Annotated in this window: 24 protein-coding genes; 20 read left to right on the plus strand and 4 right to left on the minus strand. The window is 25.6% G+C overall.

Annotated elements, in window-relative coordinates:
- Nucleotides 1-149 precede the first annotated feature (149 nt).
- From H8891_RS00670 to H8891_RS00685, 4 genes are all read left to right on the plus strand, one after another.
- Nucleotides 150-389 (plus strand): DUF1653 domain-containing protein, encoded by a 240-nt coding sequence (locus tag H8891_RS00670; RefSeq protein ID WP_207723511.1) that lies wholly within the window; start codon nucleotides 150-152, stop codon nucleotides 387-389.
- Nucleotides 390-406: 17 nt separating this feature from the next.
- Nucleotides 407-628, plus strand: coding sequence for a YdbC family protein (locus H8891_RS00675; protein ID WP_187004784.1), 222 nt, complete (start codon nucleotides 407-409; stop codon nucleotides 626-628).
- 375 nt (nucleotides 629-1,003) lie between these two features.
- Nucleotides 1,004-1,372 carry a phage holin family protein gene (locus tag H8891_RS00680; protein ID WP_147546340.1) on the plus strand — a complete coding sequence of 123 codons (369 nt, stop codon included), beginning with the start codon at nucleotides 1,004-1,006 and terminating at the stop codon, nucleotides 1,370-1,372.
- Nucleotides 1,373-1,692: 320 nt separating this feature from the next.
- Nucleotides 1,693-2,748 carry an ABC transporter substrate-binding protein gene (locus tag H8891_RS00685; RefSeq protein WP_187004785.1) on the plus strand — a complete coding sequence of 352 codons (1,056 nt, stop codon included), beginning with the start codon at nucleotides 1,693-1,695 and terminating at the stop codon, nucleotides 2,746-2,748.
- 81 nt (nucleotides 2,749-2,829) lie between these two features.
- Here the strand turns inward: H8891_RS00685 and H8891_RS00690 are convergent, their stop codons facing one another.
- Nucleotides 2,830-4,209 carry a GntP family permease gene (locus tag H8891_RS00690; RefSeq protein WP_187004786.1) on the minus strand — a complete coding sequence of 460 codons (1,380 nt, stop codon included), beginning with the start codon at nucleotides 4,207-4,209 and terminating at the stop codon, nucleotides 2,830-2,832.
- A 466-nt stretch (nucleotides 4,210-4,675) separates the two neighbouring features.
- Here H8891_RS00690 and H8891_RS00695 point away from each other — a divergent pair, with 466 nt between their 5' ends.
- A complete protein-coding gene (locus H8891_RS00695; RefSeq protein ID WP_187004787.1) occupies nucleotides 4,676-5,107 on the plus strand; it encodes a YmaF family protein in 432 nt (143 codons plus the stop codon).
- 305 nt (nucleotides 5,108-5,412) lie between these two features.
- Here the strand turns inward: H8891_RS00695 and H8891_RS00700 are convergent, their stop codons facing one another.
- On the minus strand, nucleotides 5,413-6,510 hold the full coding sequence (locus tag H8891_RS00700) for a PQQ-dependent sugar dehydrogenase (RefSeq protein WP_187004788.1): 1,098 nt from the start codon (nucleotides 6,508-6,510) through the stop codon (nucleotides 5,413-5,415).
- Between the two features lie 198 nt (nucleotides 6,511-6,708).
- On the opposite strand from H8891_RS00700, the gene H8891_RS00705 reads away from it, so the two are divergent.
- On the plus strand, nucleotides 6,709-7,386 hold the full coding sequence (locus H8891_RS00705) for an MgtC/SapB family protein (protein ID WP_187004789.1): 678 nt from the start codon (nucleotides 6,709-6,711) through the stop codon (nucleotides 7,384-7,386).
- A 74-nt stretch (nucleotides 7,387-7,460) separates the two neighbouring features.
- Here H8891_RS00705 and H8891_RS00710 read toward each other — a convergent pair whose 3' ends face one another.
- Nucleotides 7,461-8,078, minus strand: a complete 618-nt coding sequence (locus H8891_RS00710; RefSeq protein WP_187004790.1) for a VanZ family protein — start codon at nucleotides 8,076-8,078, stop codon at nucleotides 7,461-7,463.
- Between the two features lie 292 nt (nucleotides 8,079-8,370).
- Here H8891_RS00710 and H8891_RS00715 point away from each other — a divergent pair, with 292 nt between their 5' ends.
- Entirely contained in the window at nucleotides 8,371-9,291 is a 921-nt protein-coding gene (locus tag H8891_RS00715; protein ID WP_187004791.1) for a hypothetical protein, read from the plus strand.
- 67 nt (nucleotides 9,292-9,358) lie between these two features.
- Here the strand turns inward: H8891_RS00715 and H8891_RS00720 are convergent, their stop codons facing one another.
- A complete protein-coding gene (locus tag H8891_RS00720; RefSeq protein WP_187004792.1) occupies nucleotides 9,359-9,988 on the minus strand; it encodes a GNAT family N-acetyltransferase in 630 nt (209 codons plus the stop codon).
- Between the two features lie 111 nt (nucleotides 9,989-10,099).
- Here H8891_RS00720 and H8891_RS00725 point away from each other — a divergent pair, with 111 nt between their 5' ends.
- The 13 genes from H8891_RS00725 (at nucleotide 10,100) to yqfD (ending at nucleotide 20,356) form a co-directional block, all read left to right on the plus strand.
- Nucleotides 10,100-10,903, plus strand: a complete 804-nt coding sequence (locus H8891_RS00725) for a MerR family transcriptional regulator (protein WP_187004793.1) — start codon at nucleotides 10,100-10,102, stop codon at nucleotides 10,901-10,903.
- 403 nt (nucleotides 10,904-11,306) lie between these two features.
- Nucleotides 11,307-11,897, plus strand: coding sequence for a phosphatase PAP2 family protein (locus tag H8891_RS00735; RefSeq protein ID WP_187004795.1), 591 nt, complete (start codon nucleotides 11,307-11,309; stop codon nucleotides 11,895-11,897).
- Between the two features lie 160 nt (nucleotides 11,898-12,057).
- Complete coding sequence (locus H8891_RS00740; RefSeq protein ID WP_187004796.1) at nucleotides 12,058-12,582, plus strand: GNAT family N-acetyltransferase; 525 nt, start codon at nucleotides 12,058-12,060, stop codon at nucleotides 12,580-12,582.
- 47 nt (nucleotides 12,583-12,629) lie between these two features.
- Nucleotides 12,630-13,595: a DUF4003 family protein gene (locus H8891_RS00745; protein WP_187004797.1), complete on the plus strand. Its 966-nt coding sequence runs from the start codon at nucleotides 12,630-12,632 to the stop codon at nucleotides 13,593-13,595.
- A gap of 221 nt (nucleotides 13,596-13,816) precedes the next feature.
- The gene (gene prmA, locus H8891_RS00750) at nucleotides 13,817-14,758 is read left to right on the plus strand and encodes a 50S ribosomal protein L11 methyltransferase (protein ID WP_147546366.1); all 942 of its coding nucleotides are present in this window, start codon (nucleotides 13,817-13,819) and stop codon (nucleotides 14,756-14,758) included.
- Between the two features lie 9 nt (nucleotides 14,759-14,767).
- Nucleotides 14,768-15,520, plus strand: a complete 753-nt coding sequence (locus tag H8891_RS00755) for a 16S rRNA (uracil(1498)-N(3))-methyltransferase (RefSeq protein WP_147546367.1) — start codon at nucleotides 14,768-14,770, stop codon at nucleotides 15,518-15,520.
- 1 nt (nucleotide 15,521) lies between these two features.
- On the plus strand, nucleotides 15,522-16,823 hold the full coding sequence (gene mtaB / locus H8891_RS00760; protein WP_187004798.1) for a tRNA (N(6)-L-threonylcarbamoyladenosine(37)-C(2))-methylthiotransferase MtaB: 1,302 nt from the start codon (nucleotides 15,522-15,524) through the stop codon (nucleotides 16,821-16,823).
- Nucleotides 16,824-16,863: 40 nt separating this feature from the next.
- Nucleotides 16,864-17,211, plus strand: a complete 348-nt coding sequence (locus H8891_RS00765) for a histidine triad nucleotide-binding protein (RefSeq protein ID WP_187004799.1) — start codon at nucleotides 16,864-16,866, stop codon at nucleotides 17,209-17,211.
- 164 nt (nucleotides 17,212-17,375) lie between these two features.
- Nucleotides 17,376-17,555 carry a 30S ribosomal protein S21 gene (rpsU, locus tag H8891_RS00770; RefSeq protein WP_021125460.1) on the plus strand — a complete coding sequence of 60 codons (180 nt, stop codon included), beginning with the start codon at nucleotides 17,376-17,378 and terminating at the stop codon, nucleotides 17,553-17,555.
- Nucleotides 17,556-17,581: 26 nt separating this feature from the next.
- Nucleotides 17,582-18,025, plus strand: a complete 444-nt coding sequence (locus tag H8891_RS00775) for a GatB/YqeY domain-containing protein (RefSeq protein WP_187004800.1) — start codon at nucleotides 17,582-17,584, stop codon at nucleotides 18,023-18,025.
- 108 nt (nucleotides 18,026-18,133) lie between these two features.
- Nucleotides 18,134-18,640 carry a TspO/MBR family protein gene (locus H8891_RS00780; RefSeq protein WP_334298990.1) on the plus strand — a complete coding sequence of 169 codons (507 nt, stop codon included), beginning with the start codon at nucleotides 18,134-18,136 and terminating at the stop codon, nucleotides 18,638-18,640.
- A 146-nt stretch (nucleotides 18,641-18,786) separates the two neighbouring features.
- Nucleotides 18,787-19,023 (plus strand): YabP/YqfC family sporulation protein, encoded by a 237-nt coding sequence (locus tag H8891_RS00785; protein WP_147546372.1) that lies wholly within the window; start codon nucleotides 18,787-18,789, stop codon nucleotides 19,021-19,023.
- Nucleotides 19,024-19,036: 13 nt separating this feature from the next.
- Nucleotides 19,037-20,356, plus strand: coding sequence for a sporulation protein YqfD (gene yqfD, locus H8891_RS00790; protein ID WP_187004802.1), 1,320 nt, complete (start codon nucleotides 19,037-19,039; stop codon nucleotides 20,354-20,356).
- Nucleotides 20,357-20,359: the final 3 nt, after the last annotated feature.

The raw sequence follows: 20,359 nt of genomic DNA on the forward strand, positions 1-20,359 counted from the left end.
ATATAAATTTTAAAATATTAAATAAGTTTAGAAAAAGTTAGGTATTAAGTTTAAAATTAATGTTAAAAATGTTGTATAATATATCAGATATATATGATTAAATTGGGTATAAGATATATATTGAGAAAAGTAAGAAAGAAGGTGTGCTTATGAGTCATGAAATACAGGTACAAAGACCGTATAGACATTTTAAGGGGAATTTATATTATGTACATAGTATAGTGAAACATTCAGAAACTGATGAGGAGTTGGTTTCTTATCAGATGTTGTATCCTCCTTATGATATGTATGTTAGACCACTTTCTATGTTTAAGGAAAAGGTTGAAGAAGGTAGAGAAGATAATGTAACAAATCAAGTTTATAGATTTGAATTATATACAGGAAAATAAAAAAGAGGTGAATAATAATGGCAGGTATAAAATTTGAGATAGAAGAGAATTTTGGAATTATTTCAAATTCAAGTAATGGATGGAGTAAAGAGTTAAATTTAGTTAGTTGGAATGATAGACCGGCTAAGTTTGATATAAGAGATTGGGATGAAGATCATCAAAAGATGGGTAAGGGAATTACTTTAAGTATTGATGAGGTAAGAGAGCTTAAAAAGATTTTAAATGATATAGATTTATAGATGAGAGTACCGTTTTGGTACTCTCTTTTTTAGAGTGTAAAAAGAAAACTAGAATTAATTCACGATATAAAAAATTAAAAAATTCTAAGATAAACATTTTCTATAGTAGTTAAATTTTATAGAGAGATTAATTATAAAATATTATTTATTATATTTTAAAAACTATACAATAAAAATATTAATGCTAAGTTTTACTAATTTTATATGGAATATTATTTAATATAGTGGTCAAAATATAACTGTAAAATAAAAATAATAAATATATATTTATTATGAAAATCTAATTATTTAATTACTATTAAGGATTTATTTGAAAAAATTTGATATTTAAGAATTAAAAAGTAATTATAAAATTTTATTAAAGGAGTGTCTTTTATGGGATATGATAATAATAAAAACAAAGAAGGTAATGGTAGTTTATTAAGATGGCTAGGAAGATTTATATTAGTTGCAATTATTCTTATGGTAACATCATTTGTAACTCCAGGATTTTCAATCAATGGAATGTGGTCATTTTTAATAGCTGCTGTTGTAATATCTGTACTAGATTATTTAGTAGAATTATTTATGGGAGTTGATGCATCTCCTTTTGGAAAAGGAATAAAAGGTTTTGTAATTGCGGCTATAATAATATACTTAGCACAATTTTTAGTTCCTAATATGGGAGTAACTATTATAGGAGCAATATTGGCAGCTATAGTTATTGGAATTTTAGATGCGATATTTCCTGTTAGAGCTATGTAATGTTAAATACATTAACACAACAATTTATAAAAAAATTTAATTTAAATAATAACAAAAAGCCGTATCATAGGAGTATGATACGGTTTTTATATTAGTAATTTTTAAAAAAATATATTACTGGTTAAATGTGATTAATTTATATTTCGATAATTATAAGATACATATAATAAAGCTAAATAAAGTAATCAATACTTTATTTAGACTATTTTGCGTAGTAAAATATATTAGTCATAATATATTTAAAATCATAAGAAAAGTAGATTAATTATTAATAATTTTGGGTATTAGAATAACCCTAAAATAATAGAAAGGATTGTAGTATGAAAAAAATATTTAAATTATTGAGTTTATCAATTTGTGCTGTAATAATAAGCGTATTTTTTGTAGGGTGTAGCAAAAACTCTTCAGAGCAAATAAGCTTTCTTAACTATGGAGAAAACATAGACAAAGAAACTGTGAAAGAATTTGAGAAAAAATACGGTATAAAAGTTAATATTGAAACTTTTGATGACATGGAAACAATGTATCAAAAAATTAGCAAAGGTGCAGGTCAATATGATGTTATTTTAGTATCTGATGCTTTAATGCCAAGAATGATTAAAAATAATCTTGTTCAAAAACTAAACAAAGACAATATACCTAATATATCTCAAATGGATGAAGATTACTTAAATTTAAAAATAGATCCAAACAACAAATATTCAGTTCCTTATATGTTTGGAACAGTAGGACTTATTTATAATAAAGATGTAGTAAAAGAAAAAGTAGATAGTTGGGATATACTATGGAATGAAAAATATAAAGATAAAATCTTTATGTTTGATACTTATAGAGATACAATGGGAGCAGCCTTAAAGAAACTTGGATACTCTTTAAATACAAAAAATCCAAAAGAAATTGAAGAAGCTAAAGATTTATTAATAAGTCAAAGAAAATTAGTAAATCCAATATATGGAGTTGATAATGGAACTACAATGATTCCATCAGGTGAATCTGATATAAATATGATTTGGTCTGGAGAAGGATTAAATCTTCAAGATGAAAATCCTAACTTAGTTTATGTAGTGCCTAAGGAAGGTGCAAACTTCTGGATTGATAGCTTATGTATACCACATAATGCCAAAAATGTTGAAGGTGCTGAAAAGTTTATAAACTTTGTAAGTGATAAAGAAAGTGCGTTAAGAATAGCAGATGAAATAGGATATACAACTCCAAATAAAGAAGCTAGATTAGAGCAACCAGAAAATGTTAGAAATAATCCTAATGCATATATGCCTAAAGAGATAATGGATAGATGTGAAATCTACACTGATTTTTCTAGTGATGTTAAAAGAATATATGACGATGCATGGACACAAATAAAATCAGATAATTAAAGAAAATAAGGAAAGGTCAATAAAATGACCTTTCCTTATTTTTATATTACTTATTAAATTATATTTATTTACAAATTTATATTAAACTCCAAATCGAATAGATGTTAGTATAACAACTATAGTGGTTACAAATATTGGAATAACAACAGAAGTTACAAACATATCTGTATAAGCTTCTTTATGAGTTAATCCACAAATAGCAAGAGTAGTAATTACTGCTCCATTATGAGGTAGAGTGTCTAATCCACCTGAAGAAAGTGAAGCAATTCTATGAAGAATTTCTGGTGGAATATTTAAAGCATGACTTATTTGCAAATAAGTTGGAGCTAAGGCATTAAGCGATATTTCAAGACCTCCAGAAGCTGAAGCCGTAAGACCGCAAATTAAATTTACTGATAAAGCTTCAGATATTATTGGATTTGATGAAATACCAAAAATAAATGATTGTATAACACTAAATATTGCTAAAGACTTTATCACACTTCCATAGCCAACTATAGCACTAGAGTTTAATAATGGTTTAAAGGAATTAGTAACACCTATATCTAGTACTGATTTTATATTTTTTATTTTTTTAAAATTAGTTAATAAAATAAATATATCAGATAAAACTATAGCTATTATTACACTCCAAGTACCTGAAACATTACTTAATGTAGTGTTAAACTTACTTAAATAGCTTCCATCGATATTTTCATAATAAACTTTTGAGAAGAATAAGTTGATTATAAAAATTATCATTATAGGAAGCATTGCTTTAAAAATACTTGGCAGATTTTCGTAGTTTTCTTCAGCTATATTATCACTATGATTTCCATAACCTTCATTATTAGCTTTAGCAGATTTTACACGTTTTGTAAGCCAAATCATACCAAGTGATAACATCATAATACTTGCAAATATTCCTATAACTGGAGCTGCAAAAGTATCTGTTCCAAAGTATTTCATTGGTATAACATTTTGAATTTCTGGTGAACCAGGTAGTGCAGTCATAGTAAAAGTAAAAGCTCCAAGTGCAATAGTTCCAGGTATAAGTCTTTTTGGAATATCTGCTTCTTTAAATAACATAGATGCAATTGGATAAAGAATAAATGCTACTACAAATAAAGAAACCCCTCCATAAGTAAGAATTGCTCCAGATAGAACTACTGCTAATACTGATTTATCTTTTCCTAGTTTTTTAGTTATAAAATGTGCTATTGACTTTGCATAACCAACTTCCTCCATTAATTTTGCAAAAACTGCTCCAGTCATAAAAAGTGGGAAGTAGTTTTTTATAAAGTTTGCAAAGCCTGACATGTAAACTTCTGTATAATTTGCCATTAAATGAGCGTCAAATCCAGTAGTAAGGATTATTGTTATCATTGCAATTATTGGCGCTGTTATTATTGTTGAGTATCCTTTGTAAGCAAGATGCATTATAAGTATTAACGATAAAATTAATCCTAAGATGCTAAACATTATAATTTAATATCAAAATAATTTTGATAATCTCCTTTCTTTAGCTATTTTTATAGATTTTCTAAGTATTTTTTTATTTTACCCGTTAAATAGCTGTATAAACCAATTTAATAATAATTTGAAAATATTAAGAAAATTAACATTAATTATATTGTGATTAAGTTCTTTTTTATTTTTATATTTAAGTATCTAGATAAAGTTATATATAGGTACATATTTAAAACTATTTAAAAAAGTATTGGATAAAAAAGAATTAAAGTTTCTAAAAAAGCTTCTATATTTGATTTTAAAGAAATTGGCTTTTGTAAATTCACTGATGAAACTAGCATTAAGAGAAAGAAGTAATAAAAATTAATTAAATTAGTACAAAATACTACAAAATATGAACTTTTTTGATATTTATTCATATTATATAAAGAGGTTCTTTATAAGAACTTTTTAATATATATAATGGAGAGATGTTAAAATGAGCTGTCAAGATTATAAATGCAAAAAAAATTGTAAACACTGTTGTTCAGATGATTATTGGGATTGCAATAAATGGGATAAATGGGATAATTGGTATAACTGTTATGAAGATGAAATGAGACATGTTCATGAATATTCAGAAAGTGTAAAACTAGCAGAAGAAGGCAATGATAGACATAACCACCGTGCTGCAGGAGTTACAGGAGAAGCTATACCAATATATGGTGGAACTAACCATGTTCATAAAATAAAAAATGATAATACAGATTTCCTTGATCATTTTCATAAAATATGCACTACAACAGGACCAGCAATTAATATACCAGGTACTAATAAACATGTCCATTTAGTATCTGGAAATACTACTATTGCTGATGGTCACTTCCATGCATTCCTTTTTACTACTCAAATTGATGCACCTTTAGTATAGATTCAAGATATAAAGTTTATATGGGACTATGATTATAATTTTCATAGTCCTTTTTAAATATATTTTTTATTTGATAAATACAGGAAAAGCGATTATACTAGCTGATACAGGAGTGCTTATAGTATTTTTTGATTTTGTAAAAAATTATATGTTTATTTGGATGAGTTAGTATAAAAATAAAAGAACAATGGATTGATTCGTAAAATTATAGGGTATCAAGAGGAAGTTATATTGAAAAAAATGTATATATTCTATAAATCTAGTGTTTGCAATATCAATAATTTATGAATAATTAAAATATATATTTACTTTAAAGTAAGACGTAAAATTTTATCATCAGTTTCATCTGGATTACCTCTACCATCTCTATTACTTGTTGCAATGTAAATTAATCCATCTTTTCCTTGAATGACTTCACGTAAACGACCATATTCATTTTTAAATAATAATTCTAAATTTTTTACTAATGTTCCTTCTTCATTTAACGTTAGAGCAAGTATTTGTTGCCCACGTAAATTAGTAACTAATAACTTTCCTTCCCATGGACCTTGATTTACAAAAGCAATCCCAGAAGGAGCCCATGTATTTTCACCACTGTGTATCAAAGGCTTTTGTACTGTAATTTCTGAAAAATTTTCATCTCCTTGAACTATAGGCCAGCCATAATTTTTACCTGGATATATTATATTTATTTCATCATGAGCAGATTGACCATGTTCAGATGAGTATAATACATTTTCTAAATTCCAAGCTAATCCTTGAGGATTTCTATGTCCTAAGCTATAAACAGGTGAATTAGCAAATGGATTATCATTAGGAATACTTCCATCTAGTTCTATTCTAAGTATTTTTCCTGCTTTACTTTTAATATCTTGTGCTAATTCAGGATTCCCTGCATCCCCTGTTGTTATATAAAGTTTTTTGTCTGGTCCTATTTTTATCCTTCCGCCATTATGAATTCGTCCACCAAGAATTTTATCGATAAGAACTTTATCAATATATGCACTATTATTTTCTTCAATTAATCTAACAACTTGATTATATATTTTATTATTTTCTCTATATGAATACATAACGTATATATAATTATTTTGTGAAAAATTTGGATCTAGGGCAATACCCATTAATCCACCTTCGCCTTGAGTTATAAATGGAGAAGTAAACTTAATTAGTGGTTTTGGATTAAGTTTGCCATCTTTAATAACTCTAACTGAACCAGAGCGTTCTGTAAAATATATATTTCCATCATCACTTATATCTATAGCCCAAGGTACATATAAATTTGTGGCAATAATTTCAATTTCATAAGGGAATTGTCTTGATTTGATTGACTTTATTTTTACATTAGAAAAATTATTATGAGGCATTATATTCGATAAAATATTTTTAATCATCTTTTTCATATTGTTATCCTCCAAATATAAATGAATGTATCCTAATTAATATAGTATTCATTTATAGATTTGAATGTGATATTAAAAAATTTCATAAATATTTTTAATATATAAATTTTTAAAATTAAAATTATAAAAACTACATGGGTTATAACTTTATAGTAGGGGGTATATAATCTATTAAAATATATAGATTGGAGTAGTTTCATGGATATAAAAGACATAATTATAAGAATCTTATTAGCTATATGTATAGGAGGAACTATAGGTTACAATAGAGAACGTGAAAATGTATCAGCGGGATTTAGAACTCATACACTAGTGTGTCTGGGAGCTACTGTAGCAGCGCTTATTCAAGTAGAATTAGCAAATCTTGCTTTAAATCAAATTGCTAAAGCACCAGCACTTTCAGGAATAATAAAATTAAATGATGGAAGATTTATAGGACAAGTAGTATCAGGTATAGGGTTTTTAGGAGCTGGAACTATAATAAAAACAAAAGGAGCTATAAAGGGATTAACAACAGCAGCATCTATATGGGCTGTAGCTTGTGTTGGGATTGCTATAGGAATGGGGTTTTATAATATAAGTATATTAAGTGGAGTTAGTATAGTAATAGTTCTTGTTTTTCTAAAGAAATTTGAAGATAAATTTATGAGTAAAGCTAATATTATTAAAATAAAAATAAAATATAAATCTAGGATTGAAGCTATAAAAGAAGTTAAGGAATCAATTGAAAATTGTGAAATAAAAATTGAAAGTATAGAAGTTATAGGAGATGATGAATGTTTATATACTTTAAGAAAGTCAAAATTGATTAGTATAAATGAAATTATAAGTATGTTAATTGAAAATAAAAGTATAGTTACAGCAACTAAATTATAGATTTAATTGTATATATTAAGGGGGTACCATTTTAGTACCCCTTATTATCTAAACTAAAAAATACAAAATGTTTTTTATGAAACTGTGTCGATATCACTTTCAACAAAATCTTCAGATAAAGAATCTATATATTCTTTAAGTTTACCTTTATATATTTCCTCGAATATATAAAAGCCTAAAGCTCCACCTAATGTATTTAATATCAAATCATTTACATCAACAATTCTATAGTCAGATATATTTAAAATATTAGTTATTAATTGTGTTAATTCTATCGAAATTGATACTAAAAAAGAAATTATTGTACAAGATTTTAGATTTCTTATACAAACTTCCATGGCACATAAATATATTATTAGAGGAATTAGTAACAAAAAATTACCTAATAAAATTTTAATAGAAGATATTTTATAAATATTATAATTAAAAAAGTCTACAAAAGGTAAAATATTTAAATTGCACTGTTCAGCAAAACTTAATTGCTCTGGCCAAGGTAAACGATAACCTATATGTATAGGAAAAATACGTATTCCTAAAATAAAAAATAAATACAATACAAACAAATTGACTAAAATTTCACTAAATAAGTTGATTTTAATTTTGTCTTTTTTTCTTTTAAACAATATTAAGCATCTATAAATTAACCAGAATGGGAAACAAGTGCTTAAAAGAAAACTCATATCAAAAGTCATTTAAATAAATCCTCCGGCTATAATTATTACATATATTTCCATTTTAACTTGCTTTGTACTTATTTACGATTAAAAAAAAGTAACAATTATTTCAAAATTTAGGCTTTTTATAATTAATAAAGTTTTTGAGTATAGTTAATGTAAAAAAATTAAATAATATAAAAAACTTCATAATAAAATTGAAGATATGAAAGGAGGCTGTCAAAATTACTAATATTATATATTTATGGTTAAAATTTTGACAAGAATTATGCTCAGAAGAAGTATTATAACAGTTTTTATTTTATTTTTTATGTTAAGTACTACAGTAAGTAAATGTGAAGAAAAGCAGTTAATACTTGGAGGACAATATATAAAATTATTAAATTTAAAAGAAGATAAAAAAAGAAATGACACTGAGCAATATAAAAATCAAGAACGATTTTTTAGACCATCTAAAGCTCCTATATTAAATAATAAAATAGATGAAATCTTTTATAATATGTATGGAACAGATACATCTAAAATTAAAATACCTAATAAATTTTTAAAAAATCCTGAAGATACTATAATCAATTACTTTAGTGTTTTAAGAGAGGCAGCTAATCCTGTAGAAGGTTCTGAAACTGGATGTGGAAGTTTAGGAGATACAAGAGCACCTTATCCAATTGCATATAAGTTTTTATCCGATTCTTATAAAAATAAGGTGTCTTATGAAAATTATTTAAAGTCTTTTGAAAATACACTTCATATTAATTTAATTAAATTAAATAAGGTAGGTTCAGATAAGGAAAATCCCGACATTATAAAATATTTTGTTGAAATTGAAACAATAGAAGGTACAAATGAGTCAAAAGGAGTTTTTGCTTATTATTTTGGATATATTTATTTACAAAAGCAAGGTGAAGTTTATAAAATTGTAAATATGAATTTCACTCCAGAAAATTATTTATGCGCTCCTTATCATGGATGGTCATATGATGCTAAATCATTTGTTGAAATTGAATATGGAAATTGGTGTTCTTTAATAGATAATAAAGTTTATGTAAAAGAAAATGGATATGAAAAGAAAGTTTATTTTAAAGATAAAAATATGAACGAGTATTATGTACTTTTTTATCAATTAACTAATGGTGTTGATATTAAAATTGCAGATTATAAAAAGAATAAAGATGGAAAATGGGATCAAATATATATTGACCCAACAAAGTGTTTAGAAAAAAATAATAAATAATGAAATATTCACATTTTATAACAAAGGTAATAGCTTATAAAGCTATTACCTTTAATAATTAAATATATTAAAAATTATAATTGTATAAGAATACATTTAAAGATGTTTTAAGTGATTTAAAATAAATTTCTTTTTCACCTATACGATTAAAGTTTTGAATATCATAAAACTTGTAGTTACATCTAGTGTCTGTATATAGATACAAAGATTTTACATCCATTTTTCTCATATAATTAAATAAATGATTAACTAAAGACTTACCAATACCTAAACCTCTATATTTTTTTGATACAATAAACAATTGTATACAACCTTGAAAATCATTTTCTCGTTTTCTTATAAGTTCTTTATACGTATCTGTAATTTTTGAAAATTCCTTGAAAAGGTCTTTGTTTTTATCATCATTTATAATTGAATCAACCTCATTAGGGTCAATACTTAAAATATTGTTACAATTTTCAAAACGATTTTTATCTTTTTTTGCACTACCTAAAATAAATCCAACGACTTGATTATCTTTTTGAGCAACTTTACTAAATGAACTTTCTAAAAGACATTCTTTAAGATACCCTGCAAGTAATATATCTAAAAGTTTCTTATCTTTGACAAATTCATTAAAACCAAATGCTTCACCTATAAATTCTTTCATAGTTTCATAATCTGTTTCTACTAAATTTCTATAAATTACTTTACCCATATTAAATACTCCTTTTATATAATTAAATTTAGATTTAGTATTAAATTTAAATACTTTATAATGATAATAAGATGTACCCTAAGGGGAGAGTCAATAAAAAGGAGGAGTGAAATGAAGGATTTATTTTCTATTGGGGAAGTTGCAAAAATAAAAGATATTACAATAAAAGCTTTAAGATATTATCATAAAATGGGTATTCTTATTCCAAAATACATAGATAATGAAACGGGTTATAGATATTACTCTATAGATCAATTTATTTATATAGATATTATAAAAGGATGTAGAGCTTTAGGAACTAGTATAAAAGAGCTACAAGAAATTTTTAAACAATGTGATACTGACAAATTACTAGAATTTTTACAAATAAAAAAATGTGAAGCACAAGAAAACATAAATAAAATGAAAGAAGTGATTAAAAATATTGATTCTTTAAATATGAGTGTAGAAAACTCTAAATATATATTAAATAATGATGATATAAATATTAAGTTTTTTGAAAATCGATATATAATTACAGCTCCTTGTAAAGAAGTAGGAAGTTTAAAAGAGTTACTTTACTACTCAGATTTAGAAAAAATATTTGAAGATAAAAATTTAAATATGTCTATGGATAGAGGTATAATATATGAACTCAATTCAGACAACACTATAAAACCAAGATATGTTTTTAGCGGATTTGAAGGAAGTATAAATATAGAAGATGAAAATAATATAAAAATACTACCAAGAGGAAATTACTTAACCTTATCTTACAGTAAAGAAAATGAAAATGAACGTAGGAAAAAAATAATTAATTACGTAAAAGAAAATAATTTAAAAATCAAAAACATTATTGAAATTGAGTTATTTAATGATTTTTTCAATATAGAATCTTATAATTGTCAAATCCAAATATTTATAGAAGATAATTAAGTAATTTAAAGTTCTAGTAAAAATATTTAAAATTTAAAATATAAATAAGCATATATATTTTAAATGGTAATCCCAATCAAAAATTGTAAATATAAAAATTCAAAGGAATGTAGGGCAAAAGAAGTAAAAATAAATACAAGAACTGGTAGTTGTGAAACTTTTATACTAAATTATACAATAATATAAAATCTATACAAAAGGGAGTACTATTTTGGGACTCCCTTTTGTATTTCAAATTTAATGATATATCTTTTTTACTATAATATAAATATGAAATTACATTTAAATAAAATTAGAAATTATAATTGATTCTATAATATCTACAAGACAAAGATTGACAAAATATCACAAAATATATAATATTAAAAAATGATTATGCACAATAAAATAGGAGGCTTAAATAATGAATTTTTGGGAGAAAGTATTTAATTCAATAAACGGATTAGCAGGAAAAAATTCAACATTAGATAGTATAATGATTTTTACTTCAAGAAAAGTGCCTTTAATATTAGCATTAATGGTAGTTATATTATATATTGTTGGAGTTATAAAGAAAAATAAAAATGCAAGAGAAGTAGCTGTAAATACAGTAATATTTACAATTTTAAATATGGTTTTATCGGCTATATTAGCTGGTATATGGTTTGCACCAAGACCTTTTGTAAACAATAGTTCAGCTAATTTATTATACCCTCATAAACCAAACTCATCTTTTCCAAGTGATCACTCATTAGCTAGTATGAGTATTGCATTAGGGTTAAACGTATATAGTAAGATACTTGGAGTTGTATCAATATGTCTATCACTATTAATAGGATTTTCTAGAGTATATGTAGGACATCATTATCCAGAGCATGTTGTAATATCATATATAATAGCTATTATAACAAGTATTTTATACAATAAATTCTTAAGAAAAAAAATTAAAAATCTATATTTCAATATAGAAAAGCGTACGCCAATATTAAAAGATATGGTTAAAGATAAAAAATAATATAAATTAATTATACAGATATGGAGTATCATTTTGATACTCCATTTTTTATTAAAAAATAAATATAAAAAGAATTATATATATTTTTTTTACAATTTAAAGAAAGTAAATAAAATATAAACTAAAATTATAATAAAACGAATATAAAAAGGAGGTAGTTATGGAGGTAACAATAAGGGCAGTAAAAATAGAAGATTCACATGCTATAAATGAAATAAGAAAAATGAAAGGTGTAAAAGAAAATACTTTAGCAATAAGTTCTGAAAGAATAGAAAAAACTAAAAAAATAACTGAGAATTTAGATATCAATAATCATATGATGGTAGCAGAAGTAATAGAAAATAATGATAAAAAAGTAGTAGGAGTAGCATCTTTAAATGTAAATACATCGCCAAGAATAAGACACAGTGCAAGTATGGCAATAAGCATACATACAAATTATCAGGGAAAAGGTATAGGAAAAAAATTAATGGAGGAACTAATAGATTTAGCAGACAACTGGCTTATGTTAGTAAGATTAGAATTAGGTGTATATAAAGACAATGAAAAAGCTATTAAATTATATGAATCGCTAGGCTTTGAAAAAGAAGGAGTTAAAAAATACTCAGCGATAAAAAATGGAGAGTATGTAGATGAAATAATAATGGGAAGATATAATAAAAAGTTAATTAATTTATACAAATAAATTTTCTTTAATTGAATAATATATTAAAAGCTTTTAGGGGGAATGATATGGAGCGTAAAGTTAGCCTTCTAATAAAGAATTATGAATCATTAAAAAATGTAAAGACTGAACCCTGTATTAAATTAACACTACATGAACGTGCACTTAAATATACACTAAAAGATAAATATATAAATTTTAAAGAAGTAAATGAATGTACAGACATTATAAGAGAAAGCACTTCAATATTTTCAGATTTTAGAGGAGATATCTCTATAAATACAGCAATAATAATATCATTTCAATCACAATTCAAAGAAAGCTTAGAAGAAATTCTTAAAATACACAAAAAACTAAGACAAAATAAATTCTATTCAGGAGATTCTTTAGCACTAATCTCAAATATGATTTTTGAAAATAAAAATAAAATAGATATTGATGAATGTATAGAAAAAACAAAATATGTATATGAATTTATGAGGAATAACCATCCGTTTTCAACATCTATAGATGATTATATCAACGCTTGTATAGTAGCTATTAATTCACAAAATATAGATGAAGAATTAATTGATATGGAAGAGGCATATGTTTATTTATGTAAGAATGGTTTTTATAAAAATAATACACTAAAAAATTTATCTCAGGTAATTTCATTAACTAGAAAAAAAGAAGTTTGGGAAAAATGCATATATGTAAAAAAGGAATTAGAAAAAAATAATTGCAAATTTCATAAATTTGGATATCCATTGATTGGAGTTATGGCATTTTTAGAAATAAAAGATATGAAAAGTACAATAGAAAAAATAAAAAATATATCAGATAAATTAAAAATATATAGGGGATATGGAAGCTTTGCATTAGATGAAAATTATAGAAACATTATAGCAGGATTTTTAGTGATTCAAAATTATATATCTAATAAAGATAAAAATAGTATTTTAATAAGTAAAACAATTGATGATATAAATAAGGCTATGAATATAGCTATAATGACAGCAACTACAAGTTCAATAATTTTAAATAATATATGAACTTAATTTATACGTATAAAAAGATAGAGTTAAGTAAATTATTATTTAACTCTATCTTTTATTTAATTATTATTAAATTTGGACATTGTATACAAAATTGAATTAGTTTGATAATCTAAATATATGTATTAAAGTATAAAAGATTATTTTAAAAGACAATAATAAATATGATATAATAAAGTTTACGAAAAACTGGAATTTTAAAAGGAGCGTGTACATAAATGAAATGGGCAGAAATTACAATAAAAACAACAACTGAAGCAGTTGAAGCTATAACTAATATATTATATGAGCAAAATGTAGGAGGAGTTTCTATAGAAGATCCTAAAGATTTCAAATTCCAAAAGAAAAATGAATATGATTGGGATTTCGTTGAAGAAGAAATATTTAACAGCGGATACGATGGAGTTATAATAAAAACTTATATAACAGAAGAAAGAGACGTTACGGATGATATTAAATTAATAAAAGAAAAGATAGACGGTCTTAAAGAATTCGGAATAGATGTAGGAGAAGCTATAGTAGAACTTTCTCAAGTAGATGAAGAAGATTGGGCTAATGAGTGGAAAAATTATTACAAGCCAACTAAAATAGGTGAAAAAATAGTAGTAAAACCAACTTGGGAAGAATATGAAAAAGCTGAATCTGACTTAATAATAGAACTAGACCCAGGAATGGCTTTTGGAACAGGAACTCATGAAACTACAAGCATGTGTATAAGAGAGTTAGAAAAATACGTTAAGCCAGAATCAAAGGTATTTGATATAGGATGCGGAAGTGGGATACTTGCAATAGCAGCAGCAAAACTTGGAGCTAAAGATGTATTAGCAGTTGACTTAGATGAAGTAGCTGTAAAAGTATCTAAAGAAAACATAGAGTTAAATAAAGTAGAAGGTAGTGTAACTGCACTTCACGGAAACTTAATGGAAGTTGTAACTGATAAAGCTGATATAGTAGTAGCAAACATTATAGCAGATATAATAAAAATATTAGCTAAAGATATAAAACAATTCATGAAAGATGATGCAGTATTTATATCTTCAGGAATAATACACGCTAAGGTAGATGAAGTTAAACAAGCTTTAACTGAAAATGGACTTGAAATAGTACATGTAGAATCTTTAGGTGAGTGGAATGCTATAGTATCTAAAATAGCAAAGTAGGTGGAATTCATGGATAGATTTTTTGTAGAAAAGAAAAATGTAAACCTTGAAAACAACACATGTATCATAGAAGGTGAAGATGTAAAACATATTTCTAAGGTTTTAAGATGTAGAGTTGGTGAAGAATTAGAAATATGTGATAATGACAACAATGAATATATATGTGAAATAACTAATATAGATAAATCTCAAGTTAATCTTAATATATTAAAACGTGTTGATATAAAAAGAGAATCAGATTTAAAAATAAAAGTATATCAAGGTCTTCCAAAAGGGCCTAAAATGGAAATGATACTTCAAAAGTTAACTGAAGTTGGAGTTGATGAAATAATATTAGTTCAAACTAAAAGAACTGTTGTTAAAGTAGATGACAAAAAAGAAGATAAGAAAATCGAAAGATGGGAAAGAATAATCTATGAAGCAGCTAAGCAAAGTAAGCGTGGAAAAATTCCTAAATTAAGAGGGGTTTTAAGCTTTAAAGAAGCTTTAGCTGATATGAAAGAAAATGACTTTAACATAGCTCCATATGAAAATGAAAAAACAAAAACGATAAAACAAGCCATAAAAGGAAAAGACATAAATAATATAGGTATTTTCGTAGGACCAGAAGGTGGATTTGAAGATACTGAAATTAATGCTATAGAAGAAATAGGTGGACAATCAGTTTCTCTTGGACCAAGAATATTAAGAACTGAAACAGCATCACTTGTAGCTTCATCTATAGTATTATACGAATTAAGCGACTTAGGAGGAGGCGAGTAAAGTGAAAAAGGTAGCTTTTTATACTTTAGGATGTAAAGTAAATCAATATGAAACAGAAGCTATGCTTGAGATGTTTAAAAAAGATGGATACACTCAAGTAGATAGCGAAGAGTTTGCTGATGTTTATGTTATAAACACTTGTACAGTAACTCATATGAGTGATAGAAAATCACGTCAATATATAAGAAGAATGAAAAAGAAAAATCCAGAAGCAATAATAGCAGTTGTTGGATGTTATTCTCAAGTTTCACCAGAAGAAATACTTGAAATAGAAGAAGTAAACTTAGTTATGGGTACTAACGAAAGAAGACAAATAGTTGAAGAAATTAAAAAACTTGATGCTTCTAAAAAAGCTAGTACAGTTGATGATATAATGAAAGTTAGAGCTTTTGAAGAAATAGAAATAAATCAAACTAATGGAAGAACTAGAGCATTTATGAAAATACAAGATGGATGCGATAGATTCTGTTCTTACTGTATAATACCTTATGCTAGAGGTGGTAAAGTAAGAAGTAGAGATTTAGAAAGTGTAGTAAATGAAGCAAATAAATTAGTTGATAATGGGTATACAGAAATAGTTCTAACAGGTATACACGTTGCATCTTACGGAAAAGATGTAACTGATGCAGAAATTAATTTATTAAGTGTTATAAAAGCTATAAATGAAATAGAAGGTGTGAAAAGAATAAGATTAAGTTCAGTTGAACCACTTCTTATGACTGATGAATTTATAGATACAGTTTCTAAAATGCCAAAAGTATGTCCACATTTTCATTTATCACTTCAAAGTGGATGTGATGAAACACTAAAGAGAATGAATAGAAGATATACAACTAAAGAATATAAGGAAATAGTTCATAAATTAAGAGAAAAAATGCCTAATGTAGCAATAACTACAGATGTAATAGTAGGATTCCCTGGAGAAACTAATGATGAGTTTAATCAAACTTATAAGTTTTTAAGTGATGTTGAACTTTCACAAATGCATATATTTAAGTATTCACCAAGAAAAGGAACTCCAGCTGCTACTATGGAAAATCAAATAGATCCACAAATGAAGCATTTAAGAAGTGACAAATTAATAGCTTTAAATAAGAAAAACTTCAATAAGTTTGCAACTAGGTTTATAGGTGAAGAATTTGAAGTTTTATTTGAACAAAACATAGGAGATAACAAATACGAAGGATTAACTCCTAACTATATAAGAGTAGTAGTTGAAAGTGATGAAGATATACAAGGTAAAATACTAAATACTAAAATATCTGATGTAAAAGATGAATACGTAGAAGGAATTTTAGTATAATATGTAGAAATAAATAATATAACAGATGGGAGGTGTAAGTATGAGTTGTATATTTTGCAAAATAATAAATGGAGAAATACCATCAAATAAAGTTTATGAAGATGATAAAGTCTTAGCTTTTAATGATATAAATCCAGTTGCACCGTTTCATGTTTTAGTTATACCTAAAAAACATTACGAATCTATATTAGATATAGATGATAATGATATGGAAATAATTGCACATATTCATAAGGTTATTAATAAATTAGTAAAAGAAAAGGGATATGATAAAACTGGATTTAGAATAATAAATAACTGTGGAAGTGATGGATGCCAAGAAGTTAAGCATATTCACTACCATGTATTAGCTGGAAAGAAACTAGATTGGTACGACGCTTGTAAATAAGTTTTTATAAATTAAAATTTTAACTGTATTATTCATAAAAATACTTGAAAAATTAAAAAAATTAGTTTATAATAAACAAAGTGTGAGGTTGTAATGCATATTATGCAGATATAATCGAGTTACAGTCCCAGCATAATTTGCGCTATCGGAGGGAGGGAAAAAGAATGTCAGAAGTAAGAGTAAGAGAAAACGAAACATTAGACAGCGCTTTAAGAAGATTTAAGCGTTCATGTGCTATGTCTGGCATAATGTCTGAAGTAAGAAAAAGAGAACACTATGATAAGCCAAGCGTAAGACGTAAGAAAAAAGCTGAAGCTGCAAGAAGAAAAAACGCTAAGAAATAATTTTTGTAGATAAGAGGTGAAGGGATATGTCCCTTAAAGCAAAGTTGCAAGAAGACTTAAAACTTGCTATGAAAAACAAAGATACAGTTAAAAAATCTGTTGTTACTTTAATAAGAGCTGCAATCAAACAGCAAGAAGTTGATACTAGAGTAGAACTTGATGATGACGCTATTATAGACGTAATAACAAAGCAGTTAAAGCAACGTAGAGATGCTATGACTGAATTTGCTAAAGCATCAAGAGATGACTTAGTTCAAGAAGCTGAAGCTGAGATTGAAGTATTAATGGAATACCTACCTCAACAGCTGAGCAAAGAAGAATTAAATGAGATAGTTAAAGAAACTATATCTGAAGTAGGAGCTACTTCTATGAAAGATATGGGTAAAATCATGGCAGCTATAAAACCTAAAACAAAAGGTAGAGCTGACGGAAAAATGATAAATGAGTTAGTTAAATCTAACTTACAATAGATTAAAAAGCCTAGAGCAAAAGCTCTAGGCTTTTTGCTTTGTCCAAAAAAATAGTAATAACTTTAAATATTTGTACATATTTATAAATTAAGTATAGATAAGGAAAGGGTGAATTCATTGATTGTATCTGCAAAAGATATAAAAAAATTTATAGTAAGTGTTTTAATACCGCTTATAATAGGTTTCTCAAGTAATTTTATAGCAGAGATTATAAGTAAAACAGATTCAAATATTCAGTACTTAGAGTTAATAAAGCCAGGATTTTTCCCTCCTCCATACATATTTCCTATAATATGGACTATTTTATATATACTTATGGGAATATCAGCATATTTAGTTTCTAAAAAAGATTTAAACTCTCTTAAAGTTAGAGATGCTATGTTTTATTACTATTTACAACTAGGATTAAATTTTATATGGTCTATATTATTCTTTGGATTAGGGCTTAGACTTACATCACTAGTTGTTATAGGAATTATGATAGTTGTGGTTATGGTAATGATAATTAAATTTACTAAAGTTGACAAAAGAGCGGCTTATTTAAATCTATTGTATTTAGCTTGGTTATTTTATGCTTTCTTTTTAAATTATGTTATATGGTCAATAAATAGATAAAAAATAAAAGCCGATCTGGCTTTATTTTTTATTAAATAAAAAGTCCCCAAATTTATATTTAGTACATAGTATTATATATAGTTTACTTATTAATACAAGTAATTAAAATTATGAATATACATAGAATATATTAAGGGGGTATAAGTATGATAGAGGTTCCAACTGATTTACAGGTAAATCAGCCAAGTGTAACTATATTGAGCAATTCATTTATAAGTATAGAAAACTATAAGTCTATTCTTGAGTATGATATAAACTTAATTAAAATAAAAACTAAGATAAATACTATAAAAATAAGTGGAGATAAAATGTATCTAAAGTACATTACAGATACAGAAATAGGAATAAAAGGGATTATATATAGTGTAGAATACACTACATAAGGGGGAGTTACTTTTGATAAGTTATATTAGGGGATACTATGTGATAACTGTAGAGGGTATAAATACTGAAAAGTTTTTAAATATTCTTATAAGAAACAAAATAAATATATATGAAGTTAAACGTGTAACAAATACTAAAATTGAAATTAAATTGGATAGAAAAGATATTAAAGCTTTTAAAAAAATATATAGAAATAGTAAATATGATATTAAAGTAAAGCAAAAAATGGGATTACCTTTTTTAGCTAAAAGAATATATAAATATAAGGGAATGTGGATTTGTGCCATAATTTCCTTATTAATTTTAATGAGTACATCGATGTTTGTAACGGATGTTTATATACAAGCACCAGAAGGCATAGATAAGGTGCTTGTAAGAAAAGAATTAGAAAAAGCTGGCGTTAAGCCTGGGGTTTACAAAAAAAGCATAGATAGAAAACAAGTAAGAGATATTGTTATGGGAAAATTTGATGATATAGCATACGTTTCTATAAATGTAAAAGGAACTAATATATTTGTTACAGTTACTAAAAAAGATGAGTCTCTAAAAGAGAAAAAAGAAACCAATTATTGTAATGTAATTGCTAAGAAAAATGGTATAATAGATAAAGTAATACCAAGAAGTGGGAATCAGGTAGTTAATGTTGGAGATATAGTAAGAGAAGGTGATGTATTAGTTTCTGGAGCTAATACAAAGTCTATCCCAGAAGTTTGGGCTGTTACTTTTTACGAATCTAAGCAAAGTGCAAGTTACATAGATAAGGTAAAAGTAAAAACTGGAAACAAAAAAACTATATATACTCTTAGATTTTACAATAAAAAATATACATTAAGACGAAATATAAATTATAAAAACTATGAAATAGAAAATAAAGATTATGAATTAAAAATTGGAGATTATACTTTCCCGTTAAAAATACAAGCTAGCACTTTTTATGAAGTTAACATAAAAGAAGTAAAAAGAGACAAAAATAAAGTTAAAAAAGATTTAGAAAAAAAAGCTCTTAAAGATTTAGAATACAACATGCCAGTTGATACTAGAATAAAAGATGTAGAACATCAACATAAAGTAAAAAATGGTAAACTTGAATACATATTAACTGTTAAAACTTTAGAAAATATAGCTAAAGTACATTCTTTAAGTAAATCAGAAGCAGAGGAATTAATAAGACAAGAAAATGAGAAAAAACAAAAAGAAGATGAAGCAATACCTTCAAATCCACAAAAAAGACCTATAAATGACATAAGAAATGAATTTGAGGATATAAATAAAGATAAGGACAATGAAAATAAAGATAAAAATAAAAAGGAACTAGAAACAAGGGATAACTAAGGA

The sequence above is a fragment of the Paeniclostridium hominis genome, from assembly GCF_014306135.1.
GTDB classification, from domain to species: Bacteria; Bacillota; Clostridia; order Peptostreptococcales; family Peptostreptococcaceae; genus Paraclostridium; species Paraclostridium hominis.

Coding starts and splice junctions, on each gene's coding strand:
- H8891_RS00670 (WP_207723511.1), top strand. CDS start 150: ATGAGTCATGAAATACAGGTACAAAGACCGTATAGACATTTTAAGGGG.
- H8891_RS00675 (WP_187004784.1), top strand. CDS start 407: ATGGCAGGTATAAAATTTGAGATAGAAGAGAATTTTGGAATTATTTCA.
- H8891_RS00680 (WP_147546340.1), top strand. CDS start 1,004: ATGGGATATGATAATAATAAAAACAAAGAAGGTAATGGTAGTTTATTA.
- H8891_RS00685 (WP_187004785.1), top strand. CDS start 1,693: ATGAAAAAAATATTTAAATTATTGAGTTTATCAATTTGTGCTGTAATA.
- H8891_RS00690 (WP_187004786.1), bottom strand. CDS start 4,209: ATGTTTAGCATCTTAGGATTAATTTTATCGTTAATACTTATAATGCAT.
- H8891_RS00695 (WP_187004787.1), top strand. CDS start 4,676: ATGAGCTGTCAAGATTATAAATGCAAAAAAAATTGTAAACACTGTTGT.
- H8891_RS00700 (WP_187004788.1), bottom strand. CDS start 6,510: ATGAAAAAGATGATTAAAAATATTTTATCGAATATAATGCCTCATAAT.
- H8891_RS00705 (WP_187004789.1), top strand. CDS start 6,709: ATGGATATAAAAGACATAATTATAAGAATCTTATTAGCTATATGTATA.
- H8891_RS00710 (WP_187004790.1), bottom strand. CDS start 8,078: ATGACTTTTGATATGAGTTTTCTTTTAAGCACTTGTTTCCCATTCTGG.
- H8891_RS00715 (WP_187004791.1), top strand. CDS start 8,371: ATGTTAAGTACTACAGTAAGTAAATGTGAAGAAAAGCAGTTAATACTT.
- H8891_RS00720 (WP_187004792.1), bottom strand. CDS start 9,988: ATGGGTAAAGTAATTTATAGAAATTTAGTAGAAACAGATTATGAAACT.
- H8891_RS00725 (WP_187004793.1), top strand. CDS start 10,100: ATGAAGGATTTATTTTCTATTGGGGAAGTTGCAAAAATAAAAGATATT.
- H8891_RS00735 (WP_187004795.1), top strand. CDS start 11,307: ATGAATTTTTGGGAGAAAGTATTTAATTCAATAAACGGATTAGCAGGA.
- H8891_RS00740 (WP_187004796.1), top strand. CDS start 12,058: ATGGAGGTAACAATAAGGGCAGTAAAAATAGAAGATTCACATGCTATA.
- H8891_RS00745 (WP_187004797.1), top strand. CDS start 12,630: ATGGAGCGTAAAGTTAGCCTTCTAATAAAGAATTATGAATCATTAAAA.
- prmA (WP_147546366.1), top strand. CDS start 13,817: ATGAAATGGGCAGAAATTACAATAAAAACAACAACTGAAGCAGTTGAA.
- H8891_RS00755 (WP_147546367.1), top strand. CDS start 14,768: ATGGATAGATTTTTTGTAGAAAAGAAAAATGTAAACCTTGAAAACAAC.
- H8891_RS00765 (WP_187004799.1), top strand. CDS start 16,864: ATGAGTTGTATATTTTGCAAAATAATAAATGGAGAAATACCATCAAAT.
- rpsU (WP_021125460.1), top strand. CDS start 17,376: ATGTCAGAAGTAAGAGTAAGAGAAAACGAAACATTAGACAGCGCTTTA.
- H8891_RS00775 (WP_187004800.1), top strand. CDS start 17,582: ATGTCCCTTAAAGCAAAGTTGCAAGAAGACTTAAAACTTGCTATGAAA.
- H8891_RS00785 (WP_147546372.1), top strand. CDS start 18,787: ATGATAGAGGTTCCAACTGATTTACAGGTAAATCAGCCAAGTGTAACT.